Source organism: Mesorhizobium sp. M2A.F.Ca.ET.042.01.1.1, assembly GCF_003997405.1.
GTDB lineage: Bacteria > Pseudomonadota > Alphaproteobacteria > Rhizobiales > Rhizobiaceae > Mesorhizobium.
In genome coordinates this window covers 1-16,108 of record NZ_RZRX01000145.1, presented here as the reverse complement: position 1 = coordinate 16,108, position 16,108 = coordinate 1, and the positions used below count along the sequence as shown (strand labels likewise).

At 64.3% G+C, this 16,108-nt stretch carries 16 protein-coding genes and 1 pseudogene; 12 read left to right on the top strand and 5 right to left on the bottom strand.

Annotated elements, in window-relative coordinates:
- The 7 genes from EOA23_RS21270 to EOA23_RS21240 all read left to right on the top strand — a co-directional run.
- On the top strand, nt 1-1,202 hold a 1,202-nt coding region (locus tag EOA23_RS21270), incomplete at its 5' end, for a LysM peptidoglycan-binding domain-containing protein (protein ID WP_145966450.1).
- A gap of 223 nt (nt 1,203-1,425) precedes the next feature.
- The gene (locus tag EOA23_RS21265) at nt 1,426-1,761 is read left to right on the top strand and encodes a metalloregulator ArsR/SmtB family transcription factor (RefSeq protein WP_126061867.1); all 336 of its coding nucleotides are present in this window, start codon (nt 1,426-1,428) and stop codon (nt 1,759-1,761) included.
- A complete protein-coding gene (locus tag EOA23_RS21260) occupies nt 1,761-3,644 on the top strand; it encodes an ABC transporter ATP-binding protein/permease (protein WP_127305585.1) in 1,884 nt (627 codons plus the stop codon). The genes EOA23_RS21265 and EOA23_RS21260 overlap by 1 nt, the downstream gene beginning before the upstream one ends.
- 295 nt (nt 3,645-3,939) lie before the next feature.
- Nucleotides 3,940-4,281, top strand: coding sequence for an antibiotic biosynthesis monooxygenase (locus EOA23_RS21255; protein ID WP_127305584.1), 342 nt, complete (start codon nt 3,940-3,942; stop codon nt 4,279-4,281).
- A 145-nt stretch (nt 4,282-4,426) separates the two neighbouring features.
- Nucleotides 4,427-5,680, top strand: a complete 1,254-nt coding sequence (locus tag EOA23_RS21250; protein ID WP_127305583.1) for a DUF4375 domain-containing protein — start codon at nt 4,427-4,429, stop codon at nt 5,678-5,680.
- Nucleotides 5,681-5,809: 129 nt separating this feature from the next.
- On the top strand, nt 5,810-6,508 hold the full coding sequence (locus EOA23_RS21245; RefSeq protein WP_126061863.1) for a phosphatidylserine decarboxylase: 699 nt from the start codon (nt 5,810-5,812) through the stop codon (nt 6,506-6,508).
- A gap of 75 nt (nt 6,509-6,583) precedes the next feature.
- Nucleotides 6,584-7,327, top strand: a complete 744-nt coding sequence (locus EOA23_RS21240) for a phosphatidylcholine/phosphatidylserine synthase (RefSeq protein WP_245456666.1) — start codon at nt 6,584-6,586, stop codon at nt 7,325-7,327.
- A 9-nt stretch (nt 7,328-7,336) separates the two neighbouring features.
- Here EOA23_RS21240 and EOA23_RS21235 read toward each other — a convergent pair whose 3' ends face one another.
- The gene (locus EOA23_RS21235; protein WP_127305582.1) at nt 7,337-9,559 is read right to left on the bottom strand and encodes an AMP-binding protein; all 2,223 of its coding nucleotides are present in this window, start codon (nt 9,557-9,559) and stop codon (nt 7,337-7,339) included.
- Between the two features lie 170 nt (nt 9,560-9,729).
- On the opposite strand from EOA23_RS21235, the gene EOA23_RS21230 reads away from it, so the two are divergent.
- Nucleotides 9,730-10,215 carry an antitoxin Xre/MbcA/ParS toxin-binding domain-containing protein gene (locus tag EOA23_RS21230; protein ID WP_126064735.1) on the top strand — a complete coding sequence of 162 codons (486 nt, stop codon included), beginning with the start codon at nt 9,730-9,732 and terminating at the stop codon, nt 10,213-10,215.
- Nucleotides 10,212-10,718: an RES domain-containing protein gene (locus tag EOA23_RS21225; protein WP_127305581.1), complete on the top strand. Its 507-nt coding sequence runs from the start codon at nt 10,212-10,214 to the stop codon at nt 10,716-10,718. Before EOA23_RS21230 ends, EOA23_RS21225 begins: the two co-directional genes overlap by 4 nt.
- Nucleotides 10,719-10,749: 31 nt before the next feature.
- On the opposite strand, the gene EOA23_RS21220 is transcribed toward EOA23_RS21225, so the two are convergent.
- The gene (locus EOA23_RS21220) at nt 10,750-11,157 is read right to left on the bottom strand and encodes a 4-oxalocrotonate tautomerase family protein (protein ID WP_127305580.1); all 408 of its coding nucleotides are present in this window, start codon (nt 11,155-11,157) and stop codon (nt 10,750-10,752) included.
- Between the two features lie 111 nt (nt 11,158-11,268).
- On the opposite strand from EOA23_RS21220, the gene EOA23_RS21215 reads away from it, so the two are divergent.
- Complete coding sequence (locus EOA23_RS21215; RefSeq protein ID WP_127305579.1) at nt 11,269-12,123, top strand: LysR substrate-binding domain-containing protein; 855 nt, start codon at nt 11,269-11,271, stop codon at nt 12,121-12,123.
- Nucleotides 12,124-12,260: 137 nt separating this feature from the next.
- Here EOA23_RS21215 and EOA23_RS21210 read toward each other — a convergent pair whose 3' ends face one another.
- Nucleotides 12,261-13,178 (bottom strand): DMT family transporter, encoded by a 918-nt coding sequence (locus tag EOA23_RS21210; protein ID WP_127305578.1) that lies wholly within the window; start codon nt 13,176-13,178, stop codon nt 12,261-12,263.
- 40 nt (nt 13,179-13,218) lie between these two features.
- A complete protein-coding gene (locus EOA23_RS21205) occupies nt 13,219-14,112 on the bottom strand; it encodes a DMT family transporter (protein WP_127305577.1) in 894 nt (297 codons plus the stop codon).
- Nucleotides 14,113-14,279: 167 nt separating this feature from the next.
- On the opposite strand from EOA23_RS21205, the gene EOA23_RS21200 reads away from it, so the two are divergent.
- Entirely contained in the window at nt 14,280-14,690 is a 411-nt protein-coding gene (locus EOA23_RS21200) for a hypothetical protein (RefSeq protein ID WP_127305576.1), read from the top strand.
- Nucleotides 14,691-14,875: 185 nt separating this feature from the next.
- Nucleotides 14,876-15,256: an NADAR family protein gene (locus EOA23_RS21195; protein WP_210212496.1), complete on the top strand. Its 381-nt coding sequence runs from the start codon at nt 14,876-14,878 to the stop codon at nt 15,254-15,256.
- A gap of 3 nt (nt 15,257-15,259) precedes the next feature.
- Here EOA23_RS21195 and EOA23_RS21190 read toward each other — a convergent pair.
- Nucleotides 15,260-16,108 (bottom strand): annotated as a pseudogene (locus EOA23_RS21190) (peptidase S10); the annotation flags it as partial.

Here is a 16,108-nt window from a genome sequence, read left to right as displayed (position 1 = left end):
CCTTCGATGTCGTGCGCGTCGAAAGCAACGGCTCGATCGTCGTCGCCGGCAGCGCCGCGCCCAACGCCAAGGTCGAGATCCTGAGTGGCGGCACGGTGCTCGGCTCGACCGATTCCGGCCCCGACGGCGCCTTCGCCATCGTGCTCGACGATCCGCTGAAGCCCGGCGACTATACGATCATGCTGCGCCAGACGGTTGGCGGCACGGCGATCGCCTCGGCCCAGACCGCCGTCGTCTCGGTGCCGCAAAGCCCGACCGGCCAGGTGCTGGCGATGGTCGAGGAACCGGGCAAGGCCTCGCAATTGATCACGGTACCGCAGGCCGAGACCAAGCCGGCGGCGCCGGCCGCCGACCAGGCAGCCCAGGCTCCGGCAACGACCGCTCCCGCAACGACCGCGCCGGCTGCATCCGACACGGCCTCGGCGTCGCCCACGACCGCGCCAGCCGCCACCGATCAGGCCTCTGCTCCGGCGACTGCGCCGGCCTCTGGCGAGCCCAAGATCGCCGTCGAAGCGGTCGAAATCGACGGCAGCAAGATCTTCGTTGCCGGCACGGCCGACCCCGGCCGCAAGGTGCGCGCCTATGCCGACGCCATCCTGCTCGGCGATGCGCAGACCTCCGCCGACGGCCATTTCCTGATCGAGGCGACCCGCGACATCCCGGTCGGCAACTACACCATTCATGTCGACGGCCTGGACAGCGACGGCGTCAAGGTCGTCGCCCGCGCCGCCGTGCCGTTTGAGCGCGAGCCCGGCGAGTCGATCGCCGCCGTTGCTCCGAACGAGACGAAGACCGGCGAGGCCAAGCCGGCCGAGACCAAGCTGGCACAGGTCCAGGGCGCCGGATCCCAGGCGGCGGAAGCCAAGCCAACGGCCGAAGCGGCTACGCCCGCCGAGACTCCCGCCAACGTCGCCGAGGCGACGCCGTCGACCGACGTGGCCGAGACGGTCGCGCCGAAGCTCGAACATGCCGACGGCGCGGTCATCATCCGCCGCAACGACACGCTTTGGCGCATCTCGCGCCGTGTCTATGGCCACGGCACGCGCTTCTCGACCATCTATCTCGCCAACAAGGACCAGATCCGCGATCCCGACCGGATCTGGCCGGGCCAGGTGTTCAAGGTGCCGTCCAAGTCCAAGGAGGGCGAGGACGCCGACATGAAGGCCATGGGCGAGCAGATGACCGCGCCGAAGACGGAGTGAGCGCCAATCTCCCCCCTTGAGGGGGAGATGGCCGCAAAGCGGCCAGAGGGGGTCGCCGCGCGTGAAGCGCCGACGTCCCTTGCTCACAGCGAGGTAAGCGCTCTACGCGCAGCGCCCCCCTCTGTCGCCTTCGGCGACATCTCCCCCTCGTGGGGGAGATTGCTCCCTCTACCCATCCGCCTAGCTTGCCCTCCCATCCTCCATCGTCTATCGCCGATGGACGATGACCGAATCCCCCGAAAGCCGTTGTGCCGACAGCCGCGCCATCGCGCTGCGCCTGGCGGCGCTCTCGCATCCGGCGCGCATCGAGATCCTGAAACATCTCTCTGCCAGTTCCTGCTGCTCGTGCCGTGAGGTGGTCGACCATCTCGATCTCGCACAATCGACCGTTTCGCAGCACCTGAAGGTGCTGGTCGAAGCCGGGCTCGTCCGTTTCGAGACCGACCGCCAGCGCTCGCGCTACGCGGTCGACCACACCGCGCTCGCGGGCGTCTCCGCCTCGCTCAACCAACTCGTTGCTTCCTGCTGCCCCGGCAGTTTACCCAAAAGGCAAGACTAGTGGCCGAAAAGACCGTATCCGCCGAAGCCGGCACCCTCACGACTCTGCGCAATCTTTGGCCCTATATGTGGCCGGCCGAACGCGCCGATCTCAGAGCCCGTGTCACCTGGGCGACGCTGCTTCTGGTCGTCGCCAAGCTCACTTTGGTCGCCGGCCCGTATTTCTTCAAATGGGCGACGGATGCGCTGGCCCATGCCTCCAAGACCCCGCCGCCGCTGCCGTCTTTCCTGCTCGCGCCCGTGGCGCTGGTCATCGCCTACAACGTGCTGCGCCTGGTCCAGCTCGGCTTCAACCAGTTGCGCGACGCGCTGTTTGCCCGCGTCGGCCAATATGCGGTGCGCCAGCTCGCCTACCGCACCTTCGTCCACATGCATGAGCTGTCGCTGCGCTTCCATCTGGAGCGCCGCACCGGCGGCCTGTCCCGCATCATCGAGCGCGGCACCAAGGGCATCGAGACGATCGTGCGCTTCATCATGCTGAACACGGCGCCGACCATCCTCGAATTTGCGCTGACGGCCGGTATCTTCGCCTTTACCTATGGCTGGAAATATGTCGCCGTGGTCGCCGTCACCGTCTGGCTCTATGTTTGGTTCACGGTCAAGGCCAGCGACTGGCGCATCTCGATCCGCCGCGACATGAACGACAGCGACACTGACGCCAACACCAAGGCGATCGACTCTTTGCTCAATTTCGAGACGGTCAAATACTTCACCAACGAGCGCATGGAGGCCGAGCGCTTCGACCGCTCGATGGCGCGCTACGAGATCGCCGCGACCAAGACCTGGACATCGCTCGGCTGGCTGAATTTCGGCCAGGGCCTCATCTTCGGCCTGGGCACCGTCGTCGTCATGTGCATGTCGGCGCTGGAAGTGCAGGCCGGCACGCAGAGTGTCGGCGACTTCGTCTTCATCAACGCCATGCTGATTCAGCTTTCGGTGCCGCTCAATTTCATCGGCTTCATCTACCGCGAGATCCGGCAGGGCCTGACCGACATCGAGCACATGTTCGACCTGCTCGATGTGCCCCAGGAGATCGTCGACAAGCCGGACGCCAAGCCGCTCAAGGTCGGCCCCGGCAAGGTCGAGTTCCGCGACGTGCATTTCTCCTATGATCCGAACCGCAAGATCCTGAAGGGCGTCTCCTTCGAGGTGCCGGCCGGCAAGACGGTGGCGATCGTCGGCCCTTCGGGCGCCGGCAAGTCGACCATTTCCAGGCTTCTGTTCCGCTTCTACGACGTGCAGGGCGGCCAGGTGCTGATCGACGGCCAGGACATCCGCGACGTCACCCAGGAGAGCCTGCGCGCCATGCTCGGCATGGTGCCGCAGGACACGGTGCTCTTCAACGACACCATCGCCTACAACATCCGCTACGGCCGCGTCGGCGCCAGCGAGGAGGAGGTGCGCAAGGCCGCCGAGCTTGCCCAGATCGGCCCGTTCATCGAAAAGTTGCCCGAAGGCTACAAGTCGATGGTCGGCGAGCGGGGCTTAAAGCTGTCGGGCGGCGAAAAGCAGCGCGTGGCGATCGCTCGCACCATCCTCAAGGCGCCGCCGATCCTGATGCTCGACGAGGCGACCTCGGCGCTGGATACCCAGACCGAGCAGGAGATCCAGGCGGCGCTCGACCTCGTCAGCAAGGGCCGCACCACGATAGTCATCGCTCACCGCCTGTCGACGGTGATCTCGGCCGACGAGATCATCGTGCTCAAGGACGGCCAGATCGCCGAGCGCGGCACGCATCAAGTGCTGCTGGCCAAGCACGGCCTCTACGCCTCGATGTGGGACCGCCAGCGCGAGGCGACCGAAGCCGAAGAGCGCCTGCGCATCGCGCGCGAAAGCGACGAGCTTGGCGTGATTGTGCGCAGGAGGACTGCGGAGGTGAGCTAGGCGCCACTTCCCCTTCTCCCCTTGTGGGAGAAGGTGGCCTCGCGAAGCGAGGTCGGATGAGGGGTGTTGGAAGGATCGCCGCGCGGCAAGACTAAGCGCTTGAAGCATTTATTCTTTTCTCGTCTCGTTCCTTCCAACACCCCTCATCCGTCTCGGCGCTGACGCGCCGATCCACCTTCTCCCACAAGGGGAGAAGGAAAGGGGAAAAATCCCGCTTGACCTCAACCTAACTTGAGCTTGCAAACCGTCTCCGAGCCACCTGCCAGGCAACCTTCCAAATCGGAGACAGATCGAAATGAGCACCAACAACCACCGCACCGGCAGCGTGTTCCGCGTCGACAAATTCGTCGTGCCGGCCGAGGCGCGCGACGAAATCCTGAGCAGGGTCTTCATGACGCATGAACTGCTGCGCCGGCAGGAGGGCTTCGTGCAGGATTTCCTGCTCGAACAATTCTCCGGCCCCGGCGAGTTCAACATCGTCACCATGGTCGAATGGGAAAGCCAGGCGGCGATCGACAAGGTGGTGCCGATCGTCAAGGCGGCCCACGAACGCATCGCCTTCAGCGCGCAGGAAACCATCGCCCGGCTCGGCGTCAAGGCCGATATCGCCAACTATCAGCGCATGCCGGAGGTGTAAGGATATGCTAGCAGCGGCGCCCAGCCGATGGGCGTCGCTCATCGCTATTCAATAGATCGGCCAAGGGCTTTTATCTTCAGCGGCTACTGATATTGTCTCGACAGAAATAGTCATCCCATTTACTTTGAACTACGGAAAAATTTCGATGTTCGGGTTCTTCTCGCGCAAATCCAAAGAAGCCTCCGAGAAGAAATCGCAGGCCGCCGAGGATAAGCGAGGCGTCCTCGTACCTCTGATTGTCGTGCCTCGTTCAAAGATCGAACAGGCCGACGGATGGTCATTTCATCTTGTCTTCGCAGTCATGCAATTCGTCGTGACAATGGTTTCCAAAGGGCTCTATCGCCATTCGGAGATCAACCCTAAGGCGTTGCAGGTCTTTCATGCGGACCAGTACTCCTTGGAGGTGAAGAACGGCGGTCATAGTCAATTTATCCACAATGCCGGCAGCGAAATCGACGCCATGATTGCCAACGCCAGAGTCGGACTCAGCGCGTGTGGGGCAAAAGGGCAGCTGGCAACATTGGAAAAGATGTCAGCCTGGATTGCCAAGCATCCTGAGGAAGCTGCGAAACAAACGGGCTTCGAGGGTGGGCGCGACGATTTCCTGGATACACTTGATGATGCATTCTATGAGGCCGATGACGCCATGCCGATGGAGGATTTGATCGCGCGTTGGATCGCTTCTTGGCCCGATCTGCAAATTGTCGATGATGACAACTACGATGACGCGATCGATCGACTGGTGCTGTCCAACCCTCAGCGGGAGGCCAGGCTTCTTCACGACTCGGTTGGCAAACTGGTGCGTCAGATGTTGAGCCAGCGCGAAGTCGGCGCCGGCCTCGCCTGCGCAACGATATCGCCATCGGAGATCAAGCTGGGGTTCGGCATGGCGAGGATGCTGGACATCGAAGGCGAAAAGCAGATGGTCTTCCAACTGCGTACCGATGCCGAAGAGCTCCGGTTATGCGCCTCGACAAAGACACACGTCGCAGTTTACGAGTATGTCGCCCCTGAAGACCCTCCTGTCATGCGCCCGGGTGACAACCCGTTGGGAGCGAACGCACCGAGGGTCGGGACACTGCTTGGACGCGCGGTGCAGTCAGAGATTGAGACAGCGATCCAGCTGTCCGAACAAAATCATGCTCCCGTCGCTGTCGACCTTCTGCTGCGCAAGGCTGGCTTCGATCCGCTGGGTGCCATCGTTTCTGCTAACTCGGTGGCGCAAACGGCGGAAGGGCCAGTTGTGAATTGGGTGGTGCTGGCGTCTGACCGGACCTTCCTCTCCCTGTCTTCGCCGAATGGCAGTGTGCTCTTGTGTGGCGAGGATTATGAAAAGCTCGCCGAGGCCACGATGCTTGAACTCGGCGCGCACTTTGATCGCTCCGCCGCCGCTGGATAGTTCCCAACTCGCGTCTCACAGTATTCGCACCTAGCGACCTTGCTCATCCTGCCCCCATTGTTGCGTTGCGGGGAGGGGGGCTTTCGGCTATTGACGAGCAACCTGAAACAGGGACCGCCCCCAAGCCCTATGACGCTTCTCGACTCGGTCAAGAATACGTTCGTTCCGATCCATCGCGAAGGCTATCCCTTTATCGCCGCCTTCGCCGCGGCGACGCTGTTTCTCGGCTATTTCTCCTCGGTGCTGTTCTGGATCGGGCTGATCCTCACCGCCTGGTGCGTCTATTTCTACCGTGACCCCGAGCGGGTCACGCCGGTCGACGACCGGCTGGTGGTGAGCCCGGCCGACGGCGTGATCTCGGCGGTCGGACCCGCCGTGCCGCCGAGCGAGCTTGGCCTGGGCCCGGGCGAGATGACCCGGATCTCGGTGTTCATGAACGTGTTTTCCTGCCACATCAACCGCGCTCCGGTGCGCGGCCGGATCACGCGCATCGAGCATAAGCCCGGCAAATTCCTCAATGCCGAGCTCGACAAGGCAAGCGCCGAGAACGAGCGCAACGGCCTGGTCATCGACAGCCCGAACGGCACCATCGCTGCCGTCCAGATCGCCGGGCTGGTGGCGCGTCGCATCGTCTGCTGGGCCGAGGCCGGCGGCTCGATCGCCATCGGCGAGCGTTTCGGCCTGATCCGCTTCGGCTCGCGCGTCGACGTCTTCCTGCCGTCGAATGCCGTGCCGCGCGTCGCGGTCGGCCAGACGGCTGTGGGCGGCGAGACCGTGCTTGCCGAATTCGGCGGCACGGCGGTCACGCCCCTGGTCAGGGTTTCCTGAACATTGGGCGCGCCGTTCAAGAAATTCGAGGCCCATGCCAGCGGCGGTCCGCGCATCCGCGAGATCCCGATGCGCATGGTGCTGCCCAACCTGGTCACGGTGCTTGCCATCTGCGCCGGCCTTTCCGGCATCCGCTTCGCCTTCGAGAACCGCTTCGAGATCGCCGTGGTCATGGTGCTGCTTGCCGCCTTCCTCGACGGCATTGACGGGCGGCTGGCGCGTATGCTGAAGGCCACCTCGAAATTCGGCGCGCAGATGGATTCGCTGGCCGACATCGTCAATTTCGGCGTGGCGCCGGCTTTGGTTCTCTACGCCTTCCTGCTCGACCGCGCCGGCTCGCCGGGCTGGATCGCAGCACTTCTCTTCACCATCGCCTGCGGCATGCGGCTCGCCCGCTTCAACGTGCTGGCAGACGACACCGACCAGCCTGCATGGCAGACCGAATATTTCGTCGGCGTGCCGGCCCCGGCGGGCGCGGTGCTGGTCATGCTGCCGCTCTATCTTTATTTCCTGCGGCTCGGGCTGGAGCCGTCCCGGCCGGCCGCCTTCATCGCCACGGGCTTCACCGTGCTCATCGCCTTCCTTCTGGTCAGCCGCCTGCCGGTCTATTCGGGCAAGAGCGTCAAGGTGCCGGGAGACAGGGTGCTGCCGGTCATCCTCGGCGTGGTGCTCTACATCCTCTTGCTGATGACCTATCCCTGGTACACGCTGACCGCCTCCGTCGCGGGATATCTGCTCTTCCTGCCGTTCTCGGTGCGCGCCTATTCGAAACGGGCCATGCGAGAGGGCGAGAAGGTGCCGCCTTCGGATATCGGGTGACGCGGCGCGCTAAGCCGCCACGCCCAGTCCCAACCTGTCGATCGCCAGCTTGCGGGCCGAGACGTAATCCGTCTTGCCCGAGCCCAGCACCGGGATGTCTTCCACCTTGATGATGTCGTTGGGCACCATCAACTCGGCGGCGCCCGCCTTCTTGCCGAACTGGCGCAGTTCCTCGGCATTGGCGTCGTCGGCGGTGGTGACCAGCACGATACGCTCGCCGCGCCTTTTGTCGGGCACCGCCACCGCCGCGTGGCGCTCTTCCGGCCACAGCGACTGCACCAGCATCTCGACGGCGCCCAGCGACACCATCTCGCCGGCGATCTTGGCGAAGCGCTTTGCCCGGCCGCGGATGGTGATGAAGCCCTCGCGGTCGATCGAGACGATGTCGCCGGTGTCGTGCCAGCCTTCCAGCGGCTGCAATTCGCCGGGCCGGTCGGCGCTCATATAGCCCATCATCATGTTCGGCCCGTCGAGCCACAGCCGGCCGCCCTCGGTGATGCCCTCGACAGGCTCCAGCTTCATGCGGATGGCCGGCAGCGGTCGGCCGACCGTCCCGTCGCGGCTGTGGATGGCGGTGTTCACCGCCACCACCGGCGCGGCTTCGGTCAGCCCGAAACCTTCGACGATCGAGGCCTGGAAGCGGTCGCGGTAGGTGCGTCGCGTCTCCGGTTTCACCGCCTCGGCGCCGGCCACGACGAAGCGCAGGCTGGAGAAGTCGCCGTCCTTGGCGGTGCGCGCATAATTGGCGAGGAACGTGTCGGTTCCGAACATGACGGTCGGCTTCACCTTGCGGGCGATCTCGGGGATGATCTTGTAGTGCAGCGGCGAGGGGTAGAGGAACAGCTTTACGCCCAGCACCAGCGGCAGAATGGTGCCGCCGGTGAGCCCGAAGGAATGGAACGCCGGCAGCACGTTGAGCAAGGTGTCGGCCGGCGAGACGGAGACGCGCGCCTCGGCCTGCATGACATTGGCAAGCAGGTTGCGGTTCGACAGCACCACCGCCTTCGGCGTGCCTTCCGAGCCGGAGGTGAACAGGATGACGGCGGGCTTCGAGGCTTGCCGCCGTTGCAGCGGTAAGCGCCACAAAAGCGCCGCGGCGACCTTGTCCAGCGCCGTCGCGCCGGCTCGTACGTCTTCCAGCCACAGCATCTTCGCGCCGCCTGCCTCGACCGCGGCAATGATGTCGTCGATGCCGGCCTTTTCGACGAAAGCGCGGGATGACACCACGGTGCGGATGACGGCGGTGCGGATCGCCGCGGTCACGCTTGCCGGGCCGGCGGTGTAGTTGATCATCGCCGCAACCCTGGCCGCCGAGATCAGGCCGACGAAGGTGAGCACCACGCCATTGGCGTTGGGCAAGAGCACGCCGACCGCTTCGCCGGGCGCCGTCACCGCCTCGAAACGGCGTCCGAGCACGCGTGCGCCGATGAACAGCTTGCGGTAGCTGAGCGAACCCGAAATCACGTCCTCGATGATCGGATGCGATGGTCCGACGCGATCGGCGGCGTCGCGCATGGCGAGGAACAAGCCGCGGTCGAGATTGGTACCGTAGAGCCGCGCCTCGGCGAAACGGTCGAACAGCGCGTTGGTGTTGGAGGCCATGTCGGGATTGCGCGCCACCAGCTCGGCGATGGTCATCGGCTCCAGCACGCTCACCGAAAGCCGCGGGAACCAGTGCCTGGGCGCTTTCTCCTTCGGCGTCAGCGACATCGGCAGATCGCGCGTTCCGGCAACGAAGATCGGCACGATGCGGGCGTCGGCCTGCATGGCGATGCGGGTGATGGCGCGAAACAGCCGGAAGGATTTGACGTCCGGCTCGACACTGTCCGGCAGGTAGACGGCAAGCCGTCCCTTGCCCTTCAGCACGCGCACCAGGCGCCGGCTGACGAAGACATGCTCGGCATTGAAGGCGATGGTGCGGCCAAGCTCGCGCCATGGTTCGAGCCAAGGCGAGCGCGCCGAGGCCTCGTCAAGAATATGCAGCGTGTCGTCGGGAAGCAGCGACAGCATCAGCGCCGGCTCGATGCGCGACTGGTGCGAGATCACATAAATGACTGGCGTGTTGGCGCTTCGGGCAATGCGAATACGGTTGTCGGCAATCCGGTAGGCGAGCTTGAACGGCACATAGAGCAGCGCCTGGGTGAAGCGCAGGTCGAGCCGGAACCGCTCGATCACGGCGATCAGCAGCCACGCAAACACAAGGCCCGCCAGCAGCGCCAGGGTCAGGATCATGCCGCTCTCTCCCAGTCTCCTCCAGGGCGCGGCTCTGAGCGGCCGCTTCGGTGGCAGAGGGTAGCGGAAGCGCGGGCAAGGTCAATGCGGGGTGAAGCAGTGCCTTGATCCCACTTGAAGAACTTCGACACATGTCGTAGATTAAGCGACACGTGACGGAGAAGCAAAAGATGGCTAGTTTCCCGACGGGATTTGCTGAAGCACCACACATGGAGCCGGAGTTCGAGCGGTTGGTCGACCTGTTCGGCGGGCCGAAGGTTCTTGGATCCTCGGTATCCAACCCGCTCGAGGCGCATGAAATGATCCTGCATGGAATTCCAAGCCAAGCCTTGGAAAGCCTCGTCAGGCAACTGACCGTCATCGAAGCGGATGCTTTCGAGGCGGCATTCGGCATGAGCGAGCGGACATTTCAGCGGCACAAATCGGATCACTCCAGGACGCTCAATCGGGAGCAGGGCTCAAGGACCTGGAATTTCGCCAGGGTTCTCACCAAGGCCACGTCCGTTCTCGGCACTCAGGAAGCGGCCGAGAAATGGATGATCGAGCCTGCCATGGGCTTGGACAACCGGCGCCCGATCGATCTCCTGGCCACGGCGGCGGGTACTATCCTTGTCCAGGAATTCCTCGAACGGCTTGATTATGGTGTCTACGCGTGACGCCTTTGCCGGGTTCTCTTGGGATGGGAGAAGTCCTCGGCTGGAGACTTGATCACAAACGCTTCCAGGCCACCTGGAACAGCGGCGAGGGAGCCTTCAAGCTTGGAGGAAGGTGGAACAGCAAAGGTGTTAGGGCCGTCTATGCATCCATTGACCCTTCGACCGCCATTCTGGAGGTGGCTGTACACAAAGGATTTCGCACGCTCGATACAGTCCGCCACGTGCTGACGGCATTCGAAATCGCCGATCCTTCGAAAATTCATGTGGTGGAAGCCAGCGATATTCCAAACGCGAACTGGCTTCGGCCAGGCATTCCAAGCGCGGGGCAGCAGCAGTTTGGCGACGGTCTGCTGGCGGAGCATCCCTTGTTTCTGATTCCGAGTGCAGTGTCCCAGCACAGCTGGAACCTGGTGCTCGATCCCGTCCGTGGGAGCGGCCTTTACAAGCCGCACCTGCAGGAGGATTTTGCGCTGGATACCAGGCTTCATCCTCCCGCGAGATAGCATATCGTCCGGGCGGAGGAGCAAAACAATCTCACGCCGCCTTCAATCTTCCGCTGATGAAGCGGAATTCCTGGGTTTTGCCGCCATAGCCATAGGCCGCCGCCGGCACTTCGTGCACGAAGGCATAACTTTCCTCATGCACCCCGCCGAGCAGCCGGCCGAAAGCCTCGAAGATTGCCTTCAGATAGGCTTCGAGCTCGAGCTTGGTGTTGGTGCCGTCGACGACCTTGATGTCGAGCCAGAACGTGTTGGTGCCATGATCGACCAGCGACCTGCCGCCGGCGAACCAGTGCTGCGGATCGATGTAGTTGACCGCGACCGCGGTGATCGTCGGGTCCTTGCGCAACTCCGTGGCGGTAATCTCGGTGATGTCCTTGGCGATCGCGGCGGACAGCTTGGCGTCGGGCTTGCCGGTGACGCTGATATTGATGATCGGCATTTTTCTCTCCTTGGGTTGGGCGCCTCGCGCCTTCGATGAGAGAATCATGGCATTGGCGTGTATTCGATAAAATCGAATTGTTTTTGAAAAACACTTCGATATCATCGAAGTATGGAAATGCTCGATCTCGACTTACTGAAGACCTTCCTCGCCTTCGTCGAGGGCGGCTCGCTTGCCAAGGCCGCATCCGCCGTCGGCCGCACGCCGTCGGCTGTGACCGCGCAGATGCAGCGGCTGGAGGAGATCGTCGGGGAGCCGCTGCTCATCCCGCGGGGCAGAGGACGCGGCCTGACACCGGCCGGCGAGGATCTTGTCGGCCATGCGCGCCGCATCCTTGCCGTCCACACCGAGGCGTGGTTGGCGCTGAAAGGCGCGCGCGCCGGCGGCCGCATCGCCATCGGCACGACACAGGATTTCGCCGACCACGGTCTGCCGGATCTTCTAAGGGCCTTCGCCGCCAGCCACCCGCGTGTGCGGATCGAGCTGCGGGTCGGCCGCTCCCTGGAACTCGGCTCGGCGCTGCAGGCCGGCCAGATCGACCTCGCAATCACCATGCGCCATGCCCCGACGCCAGATGAAACGGCCGTGGTCAGCGAGCCGATGTTGTGGCTCTGCTCGGAAAAAGGCCTGGCGACGCGGCAGGAAGCCGTGCCGCTGGCGCTGCTCGATCCCTATTGCGGCTTTAGGGAGGCCGCGCTCAACGCGCTCGATGCCGCCGGCCGCCGCTATCGCATCGCCGCCGGCAGCGCCAGCCTTGCTGGCCTGCGCGCCGCGGTCGATGCCGGCATCGCACTGACGCCGCGCACCCGGCGTTTTGCCCATTCCGGCATCGTGGAAGCGCCATACGAGCACGACCTTCCGCCGCTCCCTATGGCCGACTTCGCCATCCGGCTCGGTCGCGAAGCTCCGCGCCCGGCGCGGGATCTGGCGGAGTTGCTCGGCGATGGCCTCGCCCTGCCGTCGTGATCCCCAAAGAAAAAGCCGACCTTTTTGCGGGTCGGCTTCTAGTCGGACGGGTCGAGGGGTTTGGGGGGACTTGGGGGGTGACCCGTCAACCTAACAATGCCTGAGCCGGATAATGGTTCCGTGAATGGCGAAATTTTTTACGAGCGCGCCGATTTCGCCTTCAGCCAGTCGCGTCCGGCATGGGCAAAGACCGCGCAAAGCACGATGGCGCCGCCGATGACGCTGGCCATGGGCGGGGCTTCGCTGAGGAAGATCAGGGCAAACAGGACGGCGAACGGCACCTCGGCAGAGCCCAGCAGGCCGGATTCGGCGGCAGGGATAAGCCGCGAGCCTTCCGTCCACAGGATCGAGGCCAGCGCGAAGGAGCAGCCGAAGGTGGCAAGCAGCACCACGTCGCGCGTTGAGACGGCCAGCGGATCGGTGACGAACCAGCCGAGCACGAAGAGCAGGAAGGCCGAGACCGCGCCCGCCCAGACGACCGGCGAATCGCGAAAAGCGCGCACCATGATCATGTAGAGCGCGCTGCCGGCGGTCATCAAAAGCGCTAGTCCGTCGCCGAACAGATGGCCGCTGCCGAGGCCGCCGCCCACCATGATGGCGACGCCGCAAAGCGATACGGCCGCGGCCAGCATCGTCTGCAGCCGGCATTTCTCCTGCACCAGAAGGAAGGCAAGGAGCGCGGCGATGAAGGGCGAGGTCGCGTAGATGACCGCGACATTGGCGACATAGGTGTATTTGAACGCCGAGATGAAGGCGATGCTGACCGCTGCTCCTTCGACCGCCAGCAGCCAGCCCCGCCAGCCCAGTCTCAGGCTTTCGCGCCCGCCCGAGCGCCGGCGGCGCCAGAGCACATAGAGGCCGATCAGGATCGAGCCGAAAAAGCCGCGCCAGCAGGTGATCGTCAGCGGATCGGCATGGATCGACTTGGTCAGCACGCCGGTGAGCGCGAAGGCGATGGCCGATGCCGAGACCAGGATGATGCCGAGCGTGCGCTCGGCCGCCACGTCGGCGGCCCCAGGCGTGAGCTTCTTGGGGATGTCGAGCGTGTCCGTCATGGTGCCAGCCTACCCGGTCGCTCCTGACAGCTCTCTGTCATCAGGCTTGCTCCCGCTTGCGGAAATGCTCGTTGCCGACGATGAGCAGGCCGGCGCCGATGATCAGCGCCGCGCCCATGAACACCTCCGTGCGCGGCACGTCGCCCCAGATGGCGAAGCCGAGCGCGAACGCCCAGACCAGCGAGGTGTATTCGAACGGCGCCACGATGGACACCGGGGCGCGCTTCATGCCTTCGAACAGCGCATATTGCGCCACCCCGCCGAGCGCGCCGACGCTGAGGAGCAAAAGCAGCTGCGTTCCGTCAGGCATGCGCCACCACAGCAGCGCCGGCACGGCCGAAAAGAGCAGGAAATAGAAATTGTTGAGCACGAGCTGGATCGTCGTGCGCTCCTGCAGCGCCGTCTTGCGCAAGAGCACAACGGCTATCCCCCAAAGCACGGCGGCCGCCAGCACCAGAAGCACTGGCACGGAGAGGCCGAGCCGCGTCGGATCGCAGGCGATGAAGACGCCCACGAAGCCGACGAAGACCGCGATCCAGCGCAGCAGCGGCACCGTCTCGCCCAGGATCACCACGGACAGCACGGTGACGATGATGGGGGCTGCGTAATAGATGGTGGTGAGCTCGGCGAGCTGCAGCGTGCGCGCGGCGTTGTAGTAGCAAAGCCACGCGGCCAGCGTGAACGCGCTGCGCACCAGCATCGGCCTGACGATCGGTGAATCGATCGTGTCGGCAAACAGCCGCTTGCCGCCGATCGCGCCGCAGGCGAGGAGAACGGTGACCGAGCGGACGAACATGATCTGCCAGACCGTCATGCTGGCGACCAACAACTTGATCGAGGCGTCCTGCGCCGAAAACAGGAAATAGGCGGCAGCCGTGAACAGGATGCCGGCCAGCACCCTTTCCCGGCTTTCGAGGACGACGATATCGGCCATGCGGTTTCAGCGTGTTTGCGTGGGGCGGCTCCGCCCCACTCGGGACCGTTGCTCCAGCTATACGAGCGAAAGCTTGCACGGCGCTGCTCCAGCGCGGCGCTTGCGTTGGCGCAGGGATGGCAATCCCTGCGCCGGATGATAGCGTGAAGGCTGGGGAGGACCGTCGGGTGAAAGCAGTCTTTGCAGCGGGCGCAATGCTGATCGCGAGCGCGGATATTTCCGGTGCCGAAACCGTTTACCGCTACGAGCATGGCCCATCGACGATGTGCGGTATCCGCGGTGCCGACACGGCGGATTTTCTCAGGCAGGTACGGGCGGGCCTCCGTCAAGTTCCGGCATCAGACCGCTTCGACTTGTTCGTCGCCGACGACGGCGTGACGCAATGGGTTTTTACAAAGCCCTCCGAGAAGGCTTATCCCGCCGTCACCTGCCGGTGGCTGGACAGGGACTCGCAAGGCAATTGGATCTCAAAACGGGAAATCCGCTGCGAGGCCGATCGCGCCGCCTGTGACAGGCTAGCCGACGAATTCGCGAGTCTCGACGATCAGCTGCGACGCTCGCTTGCGGAGAAGAAGTAAGGTGTTCGCATGACCTACGACCGGGCTTGGCTCGAACAGGCCGTCCGCTCCAAATCGCGCCCGCGCCTGTTGTTCTTCTGGGGCCACCAGCCATCGAAGGATGGTAGCATCACCGCATCGTGTTTCAGCCAATGGTGGCCGGCGCCCTTCACCGTTGATGGCGCACGCTATGCGACGGCCGAGCACTGGATGATGGCGTCCAAGGCACGCCTGTTCGGCGACGGGGAGATGGCGGCGCGGATCGTGGAGGCCGGCGCCCCAAGCAGGCGAAGGAACTGGGCCGGAAGGTCAAGGGTTTCGACGGCGCGCGGTGGGACCGCGAGAAGAACGGCATTGTCGTCGAGGGCAGCTTTCAGAAATTCAGCCAGAACAAGAATTTGGGCGCGTTCCTGCTCGCGACGGGCGATAAGGTGCTGGTCGAGGCGAGCCCTGTCGACCGCATCTGGGGCATCGGCCTCGCGGCCGATGACGAGAAGGCCGCCAATCCGTTGCAGTGGCGCGGCGAGAACCTGCTTGGCTTTGCCCTGATGCAGGCGCGAGATCGCCTGCGGGGCAAGGCAAGCTAGCGCTCACTGCGTCGCCTGATAAAGCTCCGATGCCGCGTCCTTCAGGGCGCGCCGGCCGTCCGGCCGCAGATACATCATGTGGCCGCCCTCGACGACGTCGAGGCGAATCGGCTTGGCGTCGGACAGCGTGGGAAGCTGGTTCACCAGATAGCGCGAGGCGAGATAGGGCGTGACGAGGTCGGTATAGCCGTTGACGATGACGACGCCGAGCGCCGGATTGAGCGAGCGCGCCCGCTGCAGGTCGTTCATGACGCCGGCATAGCCCTGGCCCGAAGTGCCGTAATCCCAGTTGCGGCTGATTTCGCCATTGAGCAGCCGGTAGCTGACATCGGTGCGATAGTTCAGTTCGTCGCGGGCATAGGCGACGAAGGCGGAGGTCAGCACCGGAACGCTGCGATCGAGCACCGGATCTGGGCCGGCGTCATGCGCGCTTTGCGGCGCGATATCGGCCGTGCCGATGGTGGCGTCATAGGGGCTGAGCACCTTGCCCGTGGCACGCTGGAATTCCTTGGCGAAAAGCCCGGTGGGCACGCGAGCGAAATTACGTTGCACGAGCTCGAGTGGCAGGCCGGTGAGTTCCGAAACGCGCCCACTGGCGAGCTTGCCGCCCTGGTCCAGCCCGCTGTTCAGCGCCGTCAGGTAATCGCCGAGCGCGTAATGCTCGACCTCGGCCAGCCTGTCGCGCAGCGCATCGCCGCTCACGCCGTCGCCCTTCAGGCGGGTCGCCGCCAGCGAAGGCAGCTCCAGCGCCCAATGCAACTGGTCGAACTGGTCGGGCCGCACCAGCATGAACTCCAGCGCCGGCGAGATCAGCACGACGCCGCTGGGGCTGAGGCCCACATCCTCCTGCAG